The organism is Glutamicibacter halophytocola (assembly GCF_001302565.1).
In the GTDB taxonomy this organism is placed as follows: domain Bacteria; phylum Actinomycetota; class Actinomycetes; order Actinomycetales; family Micrococcaceae; genus Glutamicibacter; species Glutamicibacter halophytocola.
The window spans coordinates 3,832,788-3,849,079 of record NZ_CP012750.1 but is presented as its reverse complement, the minus strand read 5'-3'; the positions used below and the strand labels follow the sequence as shown (position 1 = coordinate 3,849,079).

At 61.4% G+C, this 16,292-nt stretch carries 13 protein-coding genes; 5 read left to right on the top strand and 8 right to left on the bottom strand.

Annotated elements, in window-relative coordinates:
• Window positions 1-50 precede the first annotated feature (50 nt).
• A complete protein-coding gene (locus tag AOZ07_RS17640; RefSeq protein WP_236995222.1) occupies window positions 51-1,589 on the top strand; it encodes a nucleobase:cation symporter-2 family protein in 1,539 nt (512 codons plus the stop codon).
• Window positions 1,590-1,648: 59 nt separating this feature from the next.
• Here the strand turns inward: AOZ07_RS17640 and AOZ07_RS17635 are convergent, their stop codons facing one another.
• From AOZ07_RS17635 to AOZ07_RS17620, 4 genes are read right to left on the bottom strand one after another with little or no spacing between them, the layout of a single operon-like run.
• Window positions 1,649-3,016 (bottom strand): ABC transporter substrate-binding protein, encoded by a 1,368-nt coding sequence (locus AOZ07_RS17635; RefSeq protein WP_060703177.1) that lies wholly within the window; start codon window positions 3,014-3,016, stop codon window positions 1,649-1,651.
• Window positions 3,017-3,025: 9 nt separating this feature from the next.
• Window positions 3,026-3,964: a carbohydrate ABC transporter permease gene (locus AOZ07_RS17630; protein WP_084793337.1), complete on the bottom strand. Its 939-nt coding sequence runs from the start codon at window positions 3,962-3,964 to the stop codon at window positions 3,026-3,028.
• A 12-nt stretch (window positions 3,965-3,976) separates the two neighbouring features.
• The gene (locus AOZ07_RS17625) at window positions 3,977-4,897 is read right to left on the bottom strand and encodes a carbohydrate ABC transporter permease (RefSeq protein WP_060703175.1); all 921 of its coding nucleotides are present in this window, start codon (window positions 4,895-4,897) and stop codon (window positions 3,977-3,979) included.
• Entirely contained in the window at window positions 4,894-7,095 is a 2,202-nt protein-coding gene (locus AOZ07_RS17620; protein WP_236995221.1) for an alpha-galactosidase, read from the bottom strand. The genes AOZ07_RS17625 and AOZ07_RS17620 overlap by 4 nt, the downstream gene beginning before the upstream one ends.
• A gap of 237 nt (window positions 7,096-7,332) precedes the next feature.
• Between AOZ07_RS17620 and AOZ07_RS17615 the strand changes: the two genes are divergently transcribed.
• The 4 genes from AOZ07_RS17615 to galE are packed head-to-tail and all read left to right on the top strand — an operon-like array spanning window position 7,333 to window position 11,397.
• Window positions 7,333-8,115 (top strand): DeoR/GlpR family DNA-binding transcription regulator, encoded by a 783-nt coding sequence (locus AOZ07_RS17615; RefSeq protein ID WP_060703173.1) that lies wholly within the window; start codon window positions 7,333-7,335, stop codon window positions 8,113-8,115.
• Complete coding sequence (gene galT, locus AOZ07_RS17610) at window positions 8,115-9,245, top strand: galactose-1-phosphate uridylyltransferase (RefSeq protein WP_060703172.1); 1,131 nt, start codon at window positions 8,115-8,117, stop codon at window positions 9,243-9,245. Before AOZ07_RS17615 ends, galT begins: the two co-directional genes overlap by 1 nt.
• The gene (gene galK, locus AOZ07_RS17605; protein ID WP_060703171.1) at window positions 9,242-10,438 is read left to right on the top strand and encodes a galactokinase; all 1,197 of its coding nucleotides are present in this window, start codon (window positions 9,242-9,244) and stop codon (window positions 10,436-10,438) included. The genes galT and galK overlap by 4 nt, the downstream gene beginning before the upstream one ends.
• On the top strand, window positions 10,435-11,397 hold the full coding sequence (gene galE, locus AOZ07_RS17600) for a UDP-glucose 4-epimerase GalE (protein WP_060703170.1): 963 nt from the start codon (window positions 10,435-10,437) through the stop codon (window positions 11,395-11,397). Before galK ends, galE begins: the two co-directional genes overlap by 4 nt.
• A 28-nt stretch (window positions 11,398-11,425) precedes the next feature.
• Here the strand turns inward: galE and AOZ07_RS17595 are convergent, their stop codons facing one another.
• From AOZ07_RS17595 to AOZ07_RS17580, 4 genes are all read right to left on the bottom strand, one after another.
• The gene (locus tag AOZ07_RS17595; RefSeq protein ID WP_060703169.1) at window positions 11,426-11,737 is read right to left on the bottom strand and encodes a putative quinol monooxygenase; all 312 of its coding nucleotides are present in this window, start codon (window positions 11,735-11,737) and stop codon (window positions 11,426-11,428) included.
• A 142-nt stretch (window positions 11,738-11,879) separates the two neighbouring features.
• Window positions 11,880-13,958 (bottom strand): beta-galactosidase, encoded by a 2,079-nt coding sequence (locus AOZ07_RS17590; protein WP_060703168.1) that lies wholly within the window; start codon window positions 13,956-13,958, stop codon window positions 11,880-11,882.
• A gap of 72 nt (window positions 13,959-14,030) precedes the next feature.
• Window positions 14,031-15,335 carry an ABC transporter substrate-binding protein gene (locus AOZ07_RS17585; RefSeq protein WP_060703167.1) on the bottom strand — a complete coding sequence of 435 codons (1,305 nt, stop codon included), beginning with the start codon at window positions 15,333-15,335 and terminating at the stop codon, window positions 14,031-14,033.
• A 49-nt stretch (window positions 15,336-15,384) separates the two neighbouring features.
• A complete protein-coding gene (locus tag AOZ07_RS17580; RefSeq protein WP_075972536.1) occupies window positions 15,385-16,290 on the bottom strand; it encodes a carbohydrate ABC transporter permease in 906 nt (301 codons plus the stop codon).
• Between the last annotated feature and the right edge of the window lie 2 nt (window positions 16,291-16,292).

Genomic DNA, 16,292 nt, shown 5'->3' with positions numbered 1-16,292 from the left:
TGCGGACACACCGGCACACCCTTGGCAGCGACTGACGTAGGAGGTCAGCCTTGAGCGCTACACCTGATGAATCTACCAAAGCCATCCGGCCTGAGGACGCAAAACTTTCCGTCGGGAAGAGTTTTGCCTATGGCTTGCAGCATGTTTTGACCATGTACGGCGGCATCATCGCCCCACCACTGATCATTGGCAACGCAGCTGGCGTCTCACCGGCAGAGATCGGTCTCTTGGTAGCGTGCTGCCTCTTCGTTGGCGGACTGGCCACTATTCTGCAAACCGTCGGCATCCCGTTCTTCGGAGCGCAACTGCCACTGGTTCAGGGCACGTCCTTCGCTTCCGTGGCCACGATGGTGGCCATCGTCAATGGTGGCGGGGGTATCCAGGCGGTCTTCGGCGCCGTGCTGGTCGCAGCGCTGATCGGCTTCCTCATCGCCCCGTTCTTCGCACGAATTATCCGTTTCTTCCCGCCGGTAGTCACCGGCGTGGTCATCACGATGATCGGCATCTCGCTGACCCCGGTGGCCGCCAACTGGGCCATGGGCGGGGACGCCAAGGCCGATGACTACGGTTCGTTGTCAAACATCGGGCTGGCCGCTGGAACGCTCCTGGTAGTCCTGCTGCTGTCCAAGGTCGGCAATGCCGCGATCTCCCGGATGTCGATCTTGCTGGCCATCGTGCTGGGCACGGTAGCTGCAGCGTTGCTGGGCATGGCGGATTTCTCCCAGGTCGGGAACGGCGCGATTTTCGCCTTCCCGCAGCCGCTGGCCTTCGGCATGCCGGTGTTTGAAATCGGCGGCATCATTTCCATGACCATCGTGGTGCTGGTGATTTTGACGGAAACGACCGCGGATATCCTCGCGGTGGGCGAGATTGCCGGGTCAAAGATTGATTCCAAGCGCATCGCCAACGGCCTTCGCGCCGATATGGCTTCCTCCGCTGTGGCACCGATCTTCAATACCTTCACCCAGTCGGCCTTCGCCCAGAATGTCGGACTGGTGGCCATCACCGGCATCACCAGTCGTTTCGTGGTGGCAGCCGGTGGCGGCATCCTGGTGGTGCTCGGACTGTTGCCGGTCCTCGGACGCGTGGTCGCGGCCATCCCGACTCCGGTGCTTGGCGGCGCAGGCATCGTGCTCTTCGGCACGGTAGCGGCCTCGGGAATCCGAACTTTGTCCAAGGTGAAGTACGACGGCATGAACCTGGTGATTGTCGCGGCCTCGATTGCCTTCGGCTGCATTCCAATCGTGAAAACTGACTTCTACGCAGGATTCCCGACTTGGTTTGAGACCATCTTCCATTCCGGAATTTCTTCAGCGGCCATCATGGCGGTACTCCTGAACTTGCTGTTCAACGAATTCACTTTCGGAAATACCAAGAATGCTTCGGTGTTCTCAGCGGCACCGCCGCGGATGGTCAAGCGGGACGAAATCTGTGGCTTGATCGAAGGAGATCATTTTGAAAACGGCAAGCTGATCGACAAGGAAGGCTACGAAATTCCTGTCGTCTCGCCGGATGAATTCGAGAAGATTCAAACCGGGCAAATCCAGATGCCCCTGCCAAAACTGAATCAGCCTGGCCTAGAGCACTGATAACTTGGGATGCAGCCGACAGAATCATCTGTCGGCTGCATCTTTTTGTGAACCGTGGATCAGTTGATGAACACGTTGTTTATGGCGTCATTGGTCTTGTCCAACGTGGACGCCGGCTTGCGATTGGCCCATAGATCCTCCATCGCCGGAATGATCAGGGCGGTCACATCGGCGCCATAATCGGTCACTGGCAAGTAGAACGTATTGCCTTCTTTCACAGGACCGGTAAATGCCTCTGGATCCAATCCCTGTTCCGCATAGATCTTCGAAGTTATCTCAGTTGCATCCCGCCGCGAGGGGAAAACAACGCCCGCCTTGGCAACGATGGTTTGGCATTTCTCACCGGCCATATAGGCCACCCAACGAGACGCGGCTTCAGGATTGTCGCTGCTTTTCACCACTGAGTCGGCGAGGCCGTTGATGGCGGACTTGCTCGTCCCATCCGGGCCCTTGGGCAAACGGGCTGCGCCGATCTTCGTTTCACCCGAGGCATACGAGGCGTTCATCCAGGCCCCATCGGTGACCATGGCAACCGAACCAGAGGTAACCTGTCCGATCACGCCATCGGCAGAGTTGAACTGGCCGTAGCGTGGCATGAACCCCTTGTCTGAGAGGCCGAAATACCAGTCGAGGGTCTCATGGATTTTTGGATCATCGTAGTTGTAGTGGGTTCCCCACAACGGCTGGTTTGTTGCTTGCCACCCATTGGTAGCCGCGAAGCCGGCCCACTGCGATTGTCCAGCGTTATCCCCGCCGGCGCTGGACAGCCCGAGGCCGTACACCTTGACGTTGTTCTTGTCGAAGCCTGGCTCGTCGCCGCGCACTCCATTCGCGTCAATGCTCAAGTGTGCAACGAGCTTCTCAAAACTGCCGCCGTCGGACGGGCTCCATTGGGAATTAGAGACATCTTCAGCCTTAACACCGGCTTCGGCGAAGATCTTCTCGTTGTAGTACACGGCGATGGTGTCCCAATCCTTGGGCATGCCGTACTGCTTGCCGTCTTGCCCGGTCCACAGGTCCTTGAGCCCGTCCTGGAAGGCGCCTTGGTCCACCCCTTGGATGTCCTTGAAACCATCGAGGGGAGCCAGAACATCCAGCGAAACGAATTGCGGATACTTCGACACGTGGTTGGTAAAGGCGTCGGGTCCTGTGCCGGCAATGAAGCTCGCGGTGAGCTTGCTCCAGTAGTCATCCCAGCCGTACTGGGTGATCTTGACCTTCAGCTCGGGATTCTCCTTTTCAAACTGGGTGGCGCATTTTTGGTACGCCGGCAGCTGGCTGGTGTCCCACAGCCAGTAGTCGATGGTGTTGGAGGACGAAGAATTCTCGACGTCAGCTGCGCATCCTGTCAGAGCCAACGCAGCGGTGGCGAGCACCGCAGCCATACGGCGTCCGCGGGTGGAGGAACGAAGTTGAGTGGGTTTCATGACAATCTCCTATTTGATGCCGCTGAAGCCGATGGAGTTAACGATGCGCTTGGCGAAGACGCCGAAGAGAACAATCATTGGCAGTGCCGCGATGAGCGTTGCAGCCATAAGCCCGGCCCAGTCAGTTCCCGATTGCGGAGACTGAGAACGGAAGACGCCCAAGGCGACGGTGAGCACCCGCGACGAATCCGTGTACGAGACCATCAAGGGCCAGAAGTAGTCATTCCACGAAGTGATGTAAGTCAGGATTCCCAGGGTGGCAATTGGCGAACTGGACATCGGAAGAACCACGCGGAAGAAGATCCCCACCTTGGAGACTCCATCAAGCAAAGCAGCCTCTTCGATTTCCTTGGGCACATTCAGGAAGAACTGCCGGAAGAAAAATACCGCAAAAGGGGTCATGAACATGGTGGGCAGCGCAATGCCCACAAGGTTGTCGATCAGGCCTAGTTGCTTGATCAAGACAAAGTTTGGCAGCAGGGTGAAAATCGAGGGAACCATCAGGCCGCCGATGAAAATGGCAAAAACCTTGTCTCGTCCAGGCCAGGTCAAGCGGGAAAAAGCGAAGGCTGCCATCGCGGAGAACGCCAACTGGCACACGGTGATAAGTGTTGAAACAAATACCGAGTTCAACAGGTACCGCCAGAAATTCAGCTGCGTGCCCGACCCGCCTTCAGCAATTGCCTGCTCCGTGTCCTGCAGGCCCAATACCCGTTCAAAGGCGCCCAGGGTGAATTCTGGCGGCAACCAGGAAGCCGGATTGGCCTGCAGCCCGGGATTGGTGGACAGTGCGGTGCGCAGCATCCAATAGAAGGGGAACAGGGTGACGATAATGACCAGGATCATGACCGCCCAGGCCACAATTCGTCCCGGTGAGACCTTCCGGCGATTTTTTGTAGGCTTTGGTGCCACATCCATCGCTGCGCGTCGAGCTGTTGTCGTTGTCATGGTGAACCGCCGTTAGTTCATGTCGCTAGACCCGGCGCGGGTCAAGCGGAATTGGATGAAGGTGATGATGCCAAGCACGAGAAGCAGGGCTACAGACATGGCCGAGGCATATCCAAACTGGAAACGTCCGAAGGCAACGTCATAGATGTAGAGCTGCAGGACGTTGGTGGCGTTGGCCGGACCGCCCCCGGTGGTCACCGCGACTGTGTCGAATACCTGGAAGGAGCCGATGACCGTCATGATGAGCACCAGTGCAAGGATGGGGCGAAGCAGCGGCACTGTTATCGAGAAGAAGGACCGGAATTCGCCGGCTCCGTCTAGCTTGGCTGCTTCAAAAACATCGTTGGGCAGCATCTGCAGACCGGCAAAGATCAACAGCGCCGTGTAGCCGACGTGGCGCCATACGTTGATCAACGCGATGGTTGGAATCGCCCAGGTTTCATCGGAGAGGAAGCCAATCTTGTCCACGCCAATCCACTCGAGAATCTGGTTGGCTACACCAAACTGGACATCCAATACCCACAAGAAGACGATCGCCGTGACCACGTTGGACACCAGGTAGGGCATGAGCACGATGCCGCGCAGAATTGTGGACTGCGTTAATCGGTGCATGAGCAGCGCAATGACCAGTGCGACCGCTGTCTGCAAGCCAATATTGATCACCACATATTCGACGGTGACCCGCATGGATTGCCAAAATACGGGGTCGCCGAACATGCGCGTGTAGTTGGAGAAACCGACAAATTCGGCGGGGGTCAGCAAGTTGTAGGAGGTGAAGCTGAGCCAGATTCCCCGCAGGGTTGGCCAGACCAGAAACACGAGAAAGCCAATGGCTGCTGGAGTCAGGAAGATCAGGGCCAGGCGCAAGTCCTGGCGCGAACGGCGGCTGCGCTTTGCGGCGCCCAATGAACGGTAGGGGGCGGTGGAACTCATTTGGATCCTTCATTGCTGATGGCGCGCAGGTGCAGGATGCGCAGTGATTCTGGGTTGAGCCAGGGGCTGAAGACTCCGGCTTTTTGCAGCCCTGCTCCATTGAGCGTGGCTGGTTCCTCCACTGGCCACCAGCCTGGCAAACGCATGTTCAATTCGCGGTGAGCGGACTGCGGGTGGCGCTTCTGGTACTCGGCGCTCGCCGGGAATCCGGGTGTGACGTCGACGATTTCGTAGTTCAAGGAGTTATCCAGCCCGGCAAATCTGAACTTCCCGATGGGATCCGTGTCCGCCAGGGCCAGGCTCACGACGGCAAAGAGCGCTTCGGTGCGGTCTTGGCTGACGACTCCGTGGATGTCCAAAGAGGAATCGAACTGGTCAACGCGCACGAGGCGCCCGGTGTGCAGCAGCTCGCGATGCTGCTTGTGGAATTCAATCCAGGCTCGCAGTTCCTGCATGTCCTCCAGATCAGCTTCTGTCAGGTCCCACTCGATGCCCATATGTCCCCAGAATGCGGTGCCGGCACGGTAGTGCAAGCTGTGATTGCGGTGGGTGGTGTGCGATGCGCCCGAGGCAACATGCGACCCCATGAGTTCTGCGGGGATCAGCTGCTGGGTCCAACGGTGGATCTGCTGGCGCTCGAATGGATCAATGTCGTCAGATGCCCAGACGCGGTCCGTGTATTCCAGGACTCCGAGATCCACGCGGGCGCCGCCTGAGGAGCAGGATTCGATTTCCAGCTCGGGGAAGCGTTCCTTGAGCTCGGCCATCAGCCGGTACGCGGCCTGGGTCTGGGCATGCACAGATGCCTTGCCAGTGAGCTGATTGCCGGCTTCAAGCAAATCGCGGTTGTGGTCCCACTTGATGTAGGCAATGTCGTGGGCCTCAAGTACGGCAACCATCTGGTCGCGCACGTGCGCGTAGGCTTCTTCAATGGCCAGGTTCAGCACTTGCTGGTTTCGGCTTTCATGCGGAAGCCGGCCGCTGGGCGCCATGATCCATTCGGGATGGCTGCGGGCAACCTCGGAATCCACGTTGACCATTTCTGGTTCAAACCACAGGCCGAACTCCATGCCCAAGGAGGTGACGTGCTCAATCAAGGTGTTCAGGCCCTGCGGCCATACCTCGGGTGACACGGTCCAGTCGCCGAGGCCTGAGGTGTCATCCCGGCGTGAGCCGAACCAGCCGTCATCAAGTACATAGCGTTCTACGCCAAGTTCCGCAGCGCGATCAGCCAGCAGCTTGAGCTTGGTTTCGTCGTGGTCGAAGTACACCGCTTCCCAGACATTGAGTGTGACTGGACGGGCGCGACGCGGGTGCGCGGGGCGGGCGCGCAGCCAGCTGTGCAGCCGGTGGGCCTGATCATCCAAGCCGTCGCCGTAGACACCGTAGATCCACGGGGTGCTCAGGCTCTCGTCCTGGTTGAGCTCGATTTCTCCGGGCATCAGCAATTCGCTGGCGCCAAGCGCGCGGTTGCCATCGTAGAGTTTTTCGGCCCACACGCGCTGATTGCCTGAATATCCCAGGTGCAGGCCCCAAAGCTCTCCGCTGGCAAAATTGAACCCTGGTTCTCCAACGTTCAGCACATAGCTGGAGTCGGCTCCGGTGCGCCCCTTCCGGTTTTCGCGCAGGTGGGTGCCGATGGTGAGTTCGCGACGTTGTGGAACGCGTTCTTTGCCCCAGTGGCCGGCGAAGTCGAGGATTTCGCTGGCATTGGTAGGCAGTGGGAGCAGCAGCCCAAGCTCATGGACCTGATACGCGCTGGCTTCGGTATTGCGCAACGTCCCACGGGCCCTGAGGACTCCCTGTTCGGTGAGTTCGATATCAACGTCCAGCTCAAGTCCGGACTCGGTGTCCGAGGCGTTGACGCTCAACGTGGCGGCAGCAGCGGTGGTCAGCTCTCCGGCCAGGCGGGCCTTTTGCGCATCTGCGGTTTCGAGCGTTGCCGAAGAAACAGTGAACTGTGGCGACCAGTCATGGCCTGCCCGGGTGCCACTGAGCCCGGGGCGTCCTGCCCAGCCGGCGTGCTGGGAGCCGAGGATGTCTGCGCGCACCGCCAGGTCCTGGTTGTTCGAGGTGAGGTGGTTGATGTTGGCGTCAGCGAGGCTGCGAGCCTGATGGGAATTCAGCTCTCCGAGGCTGGCGCCCCAATGAACGATGGATGGCAGTTGTTGCCAGCCAAGATCGATCAGCACTGACACGTTGCCACTGTTCAAATGAACAAGGCGCTGTGCGTCAATGTTTAGTTGTTCCGCATGATGAGTCATGGTGCGTTCCTCTTTGAGTAGCGTAGGGCAACGTTGTCAGTTGGTGTGCGTTAGATCATAATAGAATGAACATAATCAAACAACAAGGGTGTTGAAATAAACAGACTTGTGTTTATATTGTGAAGACGAACCAACAGTGTCGCGCTGTGGCGAGGAAGATATGGAGACCCTGTGAGTGAGAACCTGCCCGGCCGTCGCCGACAACTGATTCTTGAGCGCGTGCGCGCTGCCGGAGCGGCCAAGGTTGCGGACCTTGCCGCCGAATTTGGCGTATCAGACATGACGGTGCGACGTGACCTCAACCAGTTGGTCAAAGACGGAGAGCTGCACAAAGTTCACGGTGGCGCCGAGTTGCAGCCCGGATCTTCGGCGGATGAGCCGGGGTTCCACAGCAAATCTGCTCTTCAGCTGCCTGAAAAGGCAGCCATTGCAACGGCGGCTGCCAAGCTGGTTGAACCAGGAATGTCGGTCTCCCTAACCTCGGGAACCACCACTTTTGCGCTGGCACGAGCCTTGCGCCAGATCCCGCGCATCACTGTCGTGACCAACTCGCCACGCATCGCCGACCTGCTCCAAGACGCTCCTGCAGAAGGCCAAACCGTTCTCTTAACCGGTGGCCTGCGCACCGTGTCAGATGCCCTGGTGGGGCCCTTGGCGACGGCAGCGATTTCCTCCCTGCACGTGGACCGATGCTTCATGGGTGTCCACGGATTCAGCATCGAAGATGGCCTGAGCACGCCAAACATGATGGAAGTCGAAGTAAACCGCCTCTTCCTGGAACGCAGCAACAGCCGCGTCTTGCTGGCCGACCATAGCAAGTGGGGCACCAAGGGCCTGTATCGAATTGCTGAACTTGACGCCATTGACACCCTCATTACCGATGACGCCCTGTTGCCAGCGGACGTCGAAGCCATTGCCGAACACATTCAAGACCTGAGACTGGAGAAAGCCTGATGGCAGCCGAGAACCTAGCGTCCACAATTCACGCCGGACAGTGGGCCAGCCATCGTTTGGCCGATGGCCGGGAAGCCGTGTTCTTCGCGGACACGGGCCACGCGCTTCCCAAGCAAATCACTGATGAACGCGAACTGGATCCTCGAGGCGAGCCAGGTGAACTGCGCTATGACCGGCTGACCGGCGACTGGGTGGCGGTGGCAGCGCACCGCCAGACGCGCACCTACCTTCCGCCCAAGGACCAGTGCCCGCTGTGCCCGAGCGTTGATGGACGGCACAGCGAGATCCCCACCGAGGATTTCAACGTGGTGGTCTTTGAAAACCGCTTCCCATCCCTCGGACCAGCCCTTGGCCAGCTGCCAATGCCATCAACGGATGCCCAGCTTCCAGACGCACCGCACCGCGCCGTAGGGCGTTGCGAAGTCGTAGTTTTCACTCCTGATCACGCAGGCTCCTTTGGCTCCTTGAGCGATACCCGTGCCCGTACAGTTGTGGAAGCGTGGGCGCAGCGAACCCGCGAGCTCTCGGCCCTGGACGGCATTGAACAAGTATTCATTTTTGAGAATCGCGGCCAGGATATAGGTGTCACCCTGCATCACCCGCACGGCCAGATTTACGCCTATCCGTACGTGACGCCGACAGCCAAGAAAATTGCTGCGCAGGCCCGCGAATACTACGAGAATACGCACAAGACCTTGCTGGGGCAGATCCTGGAATCAGAGATCAACGACGCAGATCGCATTGTCGCTCGTGGTGAGCATTTCACCGTTTTTGTTCCCTATGCAGCACGCTGGCCGTTGGAAGCCCACCTCGTCCCGCACCGGCATGTGCCGGATTTTGCGGCCTTGACCGAAGAGGAAAAAGACGAATTGGCGATCATGTATCGGGATCTGCTGCGCCGTTTTGACGCGCTCTATGACACGCCAACCCCATACATCGCAGCCTGGCACCAAGCACCGCTGAATGCAGCAGACCGGGCCGCCACTCGACTGCACCTTCAGCTGACCAGCCCGCGGCGAGCCGAAGACAAGTTGAAATTCTTGGCTGGATCCGAGGCAGCCATGGGCGCCTTCATCAATGACATTACGCCGGAACAGACAGCAGCAAGACTGCGCGAGGTAAACCTATGAACAACAGCGACAGCCCGGAAACGGCACAACGAATTGCCAACTTGCGGCAGAAGTTTTTCAAGCTTTATGGTCATCACCCCGAGGGAATCTGGCGTGCGCCGGGACGCGTGAACCTGATCGGCGAGCACACCGACTACAACATGGGCTACGTCCTGCCCTTTGCCATCGACAAGAATGCCCTGGTGGCCATCCGGCGCAAATCCCAGCTGGAGCCGGAGCCGAACATCCTGAGTTTTGCATCAACGTATGGCCAAAACACGTCTCCCGAAGTCACCAGCGTTCCAGTCGATGGCCTCGCGCCAACTTCCATTTCCGGCTGGGCTGCTTATCCTGCGGCGGTGGTGTGGGCGTTGAACCAGCTGGAGGATGTCGAGCTGGCCGGTTTTGAGTTGCTGGTGGATTCTGATGTTCCGGTGGGTTCGGGCTTGTCTTCTTCCCATGCGCTGGAAGTCGGAACGATTGTTGCGCTCAACGACCTTTATGAGCTGGGGTTGTCGCTCACCCAGATGGCGCAGTTGACTCAGCGGGCTGAGAATGAGTTTGTGGGTGCTCCGACGGGGATCATGGATCAGAGCGCTTCGCTGATGTCCCATGCTGATCATGCGTTGTTCCTGGATTGCCGTTCCATGGAAGCTAAGGCTGTGCCGTTGCCGTTGGCGCAGAATGATGCTGTGGTGTTGGTGATTGATACTCGGGTGGAGCATTCTCATGTTGATGGCGGGTATGCGGCCCGCCGGCGCAGCTGCGAAGAAGCCGCCGCGGCTCTGCAGGTTTCCTCGTTGCGCGAGGTCGGCAGCGTTCTTGAGCTCGAGGATGTCGAGGACCCCTTGGCTCGACGCCGCGCAAAGCACATTGTCACCGAGAACCAGCGGGTTTTGGAAACCGTGGCTGCCCTCGAAGCAGGCGATCTGGAAGCGGTAGGCAAGCTCTTGTACCAATCCCATGTATCCATGCGTGATGACTACGAGATTTCCTGTGAAGAACTGGATGCAGCGGTCGAAGCATCCTTGAAGGCTGGCGCAATTGGCGCACGAATGACCGGTGGCGGTTTTGGAGGCAGCTCCATCGCGCTGATCAAGCGCGACCACATTGCATCGGTCAGCCAAGCGGTTAATGACGCATTTGCGAAGGCCGGATTTGAAACCCCGAATATTTTCACCGTCATAGCTGATGAAGGGGCGGGCAGGGCATGAGCTGGCTGGTAACCGGAGGAGCCGGATATATCGGGTCGCACGTGGCCCGTTCACTTTCCGAAGCTGGAATGGACCCGGTCATCGTTGACTCCATGTCCAGTGGCGTACGTCGATTTGTCCCGGAGGAACTGCCGTTTTATTCGGCCAGCGTCTTGGATGCCGACAAGCTCGCCGAAATCATGGACCGGCATGAGATCACCGGGGTAATCCACCTGGCGGGTTACAAATATGCTGGTGAATCGGTGAAAAATCCTCTGTTGGCCTTTGAGCAGAACGTCACCGGCACCGCTCACTTGCTCCAGGCCATGGAGCAGTCAGGCGTGCAGAATATGGTGTTCTCCTCCTCGGCAGCGGTGTATGGCACGCCAGCAGCAGCCATTGTCACCGAGGACACGGGAACGTTTCCGGAATCTCCCTACGGGCAGAGCAAGCTCATCGGCGAATGGCTGATTCGCGACCAGGCGGTAGCCAGGGGCCTGAAGCACACGTCATTGCGCTACTTCAATGTGGTCGGTTCGGGCAGCGAGGATCTCTACGATGCAAGCCCGCACAATCTCTTCCCGCTGGTGTTCGCCGCGCTGAACGGCTCGCGAACGCCAAAGATCTTTGGCACCGACTACGACACCCCTGACGGCACCTGCGTGCGCGATTACGTGCACGTCGCCGACCTGGCCCTTGCCCACGTGGCAGCGGCCCGGAAGCTGGAAGCCGGACAGGAACTGGAACCGGTCTACAACCTGGGCTCCGGGGATGGGGTTTCGGTGCGCCAGATCATGGATGCCGTTGCGCGCGTCACCGGCATCCCATTCACCCCGATCGAGGAACCGCGCCGTGCCGGGGACCCGGCCCGGATCGTGGCCGACGGGAAACTGGCCGCCCGCGACCTGGACTGGGCCATGCGCCACAGCCTAGAGCAGATGGTCGCCAGCGCATGGAAGGCCTCGGGGTCCCGGGCCTGAGAACAGGCCCGGGCTCAGCAGGGCGCGGCTACAGTGCGCCCTGCGACATCCCGGCAGGCAGCGGGGTCATCTTGGTGACCTGCACCGGGGCGGCAAGGAACGGCTCGATGAGCGAACCGAGGCGTTCTACGGCAGGCCCGGCGCCGTGGGCGTCCAGGTCGGCACGGGTGGTCCACTTCTCCAGCATCGTGATGGTGCCGTCTTCGGCATCGTGGATCGCGTAGAGCTCGCAGCCTTGTTCTTCATGAACGGCCGGGATGGCTTCGCGCAGCGCGGCGATCAGCTCATCCTTGGCGCCCTCGCGGGGCGTGAAGACGGCGGTGACGATGGTCGTGGTCATATTCGCTGTTCCTGATTCTTTGCAGATTGCCCGGATCGCGCTGCCTGTGGCGGCGCTTTCGCCAGCCTATCGGCCGCGGCAAGACAACTCGGGGTGCCCCGCCAATGGCGGGGCACCCCATGTTGCCTTTTCAGCCCTGGCGCTAGCGCACGCCGGCGCTTTCGGCTTCCAGCTCGCGGGAGCGATCGCGGGCCACCTCAAGCACGGCCACCGCCCGCCCGGCCAGCGTGCCCCGGCCGCCCGGTGCATCCTCCCCGCCGATGACCTGGCCCTCGAAGCCTTCCAGGCTCAGCTCGGTGTTGGTCCGGTTGATCAGGAAGGCATAGTCAGCCTCCTCGCCGCGGCGCAAGGCGAACTCAACCTGGCCGCGCAGCTGTTCGGGCAGTTCGGACTCGATGCCTGCGGCCTCCAGCAGCTTGTCCAGGACCGCCGCGCGGGACTCGGCATTCAGCCGGGTCGCCACGTAGCTGGCGCTGCCGGACTCCAGGGCGCGGCGGGTGACCGCTGGCAACCCGCCGAGCTCCTCGTCCTGCTCAAAGGTGGCGAGCACCGCGACCTCTTGCGCGATGACATCCACGATCTCGGTCCACAGCTCGCCCTGGCCCGGCACTGCGCCAAGGGATACCGATTCGCCGTGGTGCAAGGGGCGGAACTCCTCGACCCGGATGCCCAGCACCTCGCGCAGGGCGCCGGGGTAGCCGCCCAGCCGGGCATGGTCATTTTCATCGACGATGCCGGAGAAGTAGGTGGTGACCAGGTGCCCGCCGGACTGGGCGTAGTCCTCCAGGCGCCCGGCCAGGGGCCGCGGCACCGAATACAGCACCGGCGCAATCACCATGTCGTATCCGGAGAAGTCGTGGCTGGCTGGCACCACATCGGCACGCACGCCGGCGTCGATCAGCGCGCACCACCAGGCGAAGGCCTCGTCGCGGTAGCGCAGCCGGTCGCTGGGGTGCGAGTCCAATTCGCTGCCCCACCAGGACTGCCAATCGAACAGGATCGCCACGCGGGAGGGTGCACGGCCGCTGCCCAGGACCGGGCCGAGCTGGCCCAGGCGCTGGCCCAGGGCCACCACGTCGCGGAAGATCCGCGAGTCAGCGCCGGCGTGCGGCACCATGGCCGAGTGGAACTTCTCCGCTCCCGCGGAGGACTGGCGCCACTGGAAGTAGCAGACCGCGTCGGCGCCATGGGCCACATGGGTCAGCGAGTCGCGGGCCAGCTCTCCCGGGGCTTTGGGCCGGTTGACCGGCTGCCAGTTCACCGCGCTGGTGGAATGCTCCATCAGGAACCAGGGTTCCCCATGCGCCACCCCGGAGGTCAGCGCCGCCGAGAAGCCCAGCTCGTCCCGCGAGCGGCCCACCGGCTGGCGGTAGTGGTCGTTGGAGACGAAGTCCACTTCCTGAGCCCAGTCGGCGTAGTCGGCGAATCCGGTATCGCCCATGATCATGAAGTTGGTGGTGACCGGGATGTCGGGGGTGATGCGGCGCAGCACCTGGCGCTCGGCAACCAGGTACCCCTTTAACGCGTCGGAGCTGAAGCGGGCGAAGTCCAGCTGCTGGGTGGGGTTCGGGAAGGCGGCGGCCTGCCGCGGCGGCAGGATGTGCTCGAAGCTGCCGTACTGCTGGGCCCAGAAGGCGGTGCCCCAGGCGTGGTTCAGCGCCTCGATGCTGCCATAGCGTTCGCCCAGCCAGAGCCGGAAGGCCGCCGCGGCGTCATCGGAGTAGTCGTAGGCGTTGTGGCAGCCCAGCTCGTTGTTCACATGCCAGGCCACAATCGCCGGGTGGTCCTTGTAGCGTTCGGCCAGCTTTTCCACCAGCGCGAGCGCGTACCCGCGGAACACCGGGCTGGTTGGGCGCCAGTGCTGGCGGCCGCCCTGCCACAGGGTGTGCCCTTCGCTGGTCACCGGCAGAATTTCGGGGTGCTTGATGCTCAGCCAGGCCGGCGGCGAGGCGGTGGCGGTGGCCAGATCCACGCCGATCCCGTTGGCGTGCAGCAGCTCCAGCACCTCGTCGAGCCAGGCGAAGTCCCAGCTGTCCTCGGTGGGCTGCAGCTTGGCCCAGGAGAAGATCGCGACGCTGACCACGTCCACCCCTGCCTGGCGCATGAGCTCGACATCTTCTTCCCAGACCTCGCGGGGCCACTGCTCGGGGTTGTAATCGGCGCCGAAGGAAAGGCGCGGCTGCTTCGAATCGGGAGTTCGCAACCAGCGGTGGTGTTGCATGTAGTGGCCTCCTGGCTCACGTTGGGGAAAGGTGTGGTGTTCGGCCGCGGCGGTGGCCGCGATGGAGCGTGGCTACTTGGCGGTGAAGCCCTGGTCGGTGGCGTAGCCCTTCAGGTCGTCCTGCCAGCCGGCCAGCCCATCGCCCAGGGTGGTGTCGCCGATGTAGGCCTTGCCCACGGTGTCGTTGAAGATGCTGTTGGCGTAGGCCTGGAACGGCAGGTAGGACCAGCCTTCGATCACCGAGGCAGAGGATTCGGAGAGGACCTTGTTGATCTGCTGCCCGCCGAAGTAGTCGAACTTGCGATTCAGGAACTTTTCATCTTCCAGGTCCTTGGTGGTGGCCGGGAAGGCGCCCTGCTCGATGCGCAGGTCAGCGCCCTCGCCGACGGTGGCGAACTGCAGGAAGTCATAGGCCAGGGCGGCTTTTTCGCTGTTCTCCATAATGCTCAGGCCGCTGCCGCCGTTTTCCGCGGTGGCCATCGTGCCGTCTTCCCACTGCGGCATCGGGGCTACCCGCCAGTCTCCGGAACCATCTGGCACGCCGGATTCCAGGTTGGCCGGCATCCACGCGCCGGTCACCAGGGAGGCGATCGTCCCGTCGCCCAGGCCCTGGTACCACTGGTCGCTCCAGGAGGCGATCGGGGCGACCAGCTCGTCATCGAGCAGCGGCTGCCACAGCTCTGCGACCTTTTTGCTGCCTTCATCGGCCAAATCGATGCCCACCTCGGTGCCCTGGGTGTTGAACGGCTTGCCTCCGGCCTGCCAGATCAGCGAGGTGATGAAGCCGGCATCGCCGGTGTCGTTGACCATGTAGGCCTTGGGGTCGGCCTGGTGCAGCTTGCGGGCCGCCGCGGCATACTCCTCCCAGGTTTTCGGCACTTGGATGTTGTGCTTCTCGAAGAGGCTCTGGTTGTAGAACATCGCCATGGGCCCGGAGTCCATGGGCAGCCCGTAGACCGAGCCGTCGGTGCTCATCCCTTCCCAGGGGCCGGTGGCGAACTGGCTGGCCAGCTGATCCGCGCCGAATTCGTTCAGCTCGGCCAGGGATTCGCCGAGCTCGAACTGGCCCATGGCGAAGTACTCGATCTGCGCCAGGTCCGGTCCGCCGGAGCCTGCGCTGATGGCGTTCTGCAAGGCGGTGTACTGGTCATTGCCGGTGCCGACGTTCACCAGGTCGATCTTCACCTCGGGGTGTTCGGCCTCGTAGGCATCGACCACCGCGTCGAGCGTTGGCTCCCAGGCCCAAATGGTCAATTCCCCGCCCTCGGCGGCGGCCTCGCTGGGGTTCTGGCTGCCGCCGCAAGCGGTGAGCCCGAGGGTTGCGGACAGTGCCAAGGCGGTGCCGGTGAGCAGGCGGCGGCTGGTCTTAGAAGACATGTTGGTGTTTCCCGTTCGTTTGGTTGGAAATTCTGCGTGGATTGCTGGGTTATTCCTTGACGCCGCCGGCGGAAAGGCCGGACTGCCAATAGCGCTGGAGGAAGAGGAAGGCGATGATCAGCGGGATGATGGTCAACAGCGAGCCCATCAGGACCAGGTCGAAAATCGCTTCGCCGCCGGCGGTGGCGGCCTGCGAGTTCCACTGGTTCAGTCCCAGGGTCAGCGGGAACCAGTCGGGATCGCGCAGCATGATCAAGGGCAGGAAGTAGTTGTTCCAGGTGGCCACCATGGTGAACAGCAGCACGGTGACGGTGCCGGGGGCCAGCAGCGGCAGGCAGACCTGCCAGAAGGTGCGCAATTCGCTGGCCCCGTCGATGCGCGCGGCCTCCATGAGGTCCGCGGGGATCGCCTCCTTGGCGAAGGACCACATCAGGTACAGGCCGAAGGGGGAGATGAGCGACGGGATGATGATGGCCCACGGGGTGTCGGTCAGGCTCATGCTGCTGAACATCCAGAAGGTGGGAACCGCCAGCGCGGTGCCCGGCACGGCCACGGCGCCGATGACCACGGCGAATACGGCCTTCTTCCCGGGGAAATCGAATTTGGCCAGCGCATAGCCGCCGAGCACGGCCAGCAGCGTGGCGCCACCGGCTCCTGCCACCACATACAGCAGGGTGTTGCCCAGCCAGCGCAGGAAGATCCCGTCATCGTAGGACAGCGCGCGGGCGAGGTTCTCGAAGAAGTTGAACTCGCTGCCGAACCACAACCCGAAGGTGGAGAACAGGTCGCCCTGCGATTTGGTGGAGTTGATCAGCAGCCAGATCAGCGGGATCAGCGAGTACACCAGCACAATGCCGGTCACGATGGTCAGCAGCAGGCTGCGCTTGGGGCGGCCCGGGGTGTGCAGGGTCCCGCGGCTGCGGGCCGCCGCTGGACGGAGCGTTGTCAAGGCCATGT

Bases quoted from the DNA above. Each gene is read 5' to 3' on its own strand.
- AOZ07_RS17625 (WP_060703175.1), bottom strand. From the start codon at position 4,897: ATGAGTTCCACCGCCCCCTACCGTTCATTGGGCGCCGCAAAGCGCAGC.
- AOZ07_RS17585 (WP_060703167.1), bottom strand. From the start codon at position 15,335: ATGTCTTCTAAGACCAGCCGCCGCCTGCTCACCGGCACCGCCTTGGCA.
- AOZ07_RS17590 (WP_060703168.1), bottom strand. From the start codon at position 13,958: ATGCAACACCACCGCTGGTTGCGAACTCCCGATTCGAAGCAGCCGCGC.
- AOZ07_RS17595 (WP_060703169.1), bottom strand. From the start codon at position 11,737: ATGACCACGACCATCGTCACCGCCGTCTTCACGCCCCGCGAGGGCGCC.
- galE (WP_060703170.1), top strand. From the start codon at position 10,435: ATGAGCTGGCTGGTAACCGGAGGAGCCGGATATATCGGGTCGCACGTG.
- AOZ07_RS17580 (WP_075972536.1), bottom strand. From the start codon at position 16,290: ATGGCCTTGACAACGCTCCGTCCAGCGGCGGCCCGCAGCCGCGGGACC.
- AOZ07_RS17635 (WP_060703177.1), bottom strand. From the start codon at position 3,016: ATGAAACCCACTCAACTTCGTTCCTCCACCCGCGGACGCCGTATGGCT.
- galK (WP_060703171.1), top strand. From the start codon at position 9,242: ATGAACAACAGCGACAGCCCGGAAACGGCACAACGAATTGCCAACTTG.
- galT (WP_060703172.1), top strand. From the start codon at position 8,115: ATGGCAGCCGAGAACCTAGCGTCCACAATTCACGCCGGACAGTGGGCC.
- AOZ07_RS17630 (WP_084793337.1), bottom strand. From the start codon at position 3,964: ATGACAACGACAACAGCTCGACGCGCAGCGATGGATGTGGCACCAAAG.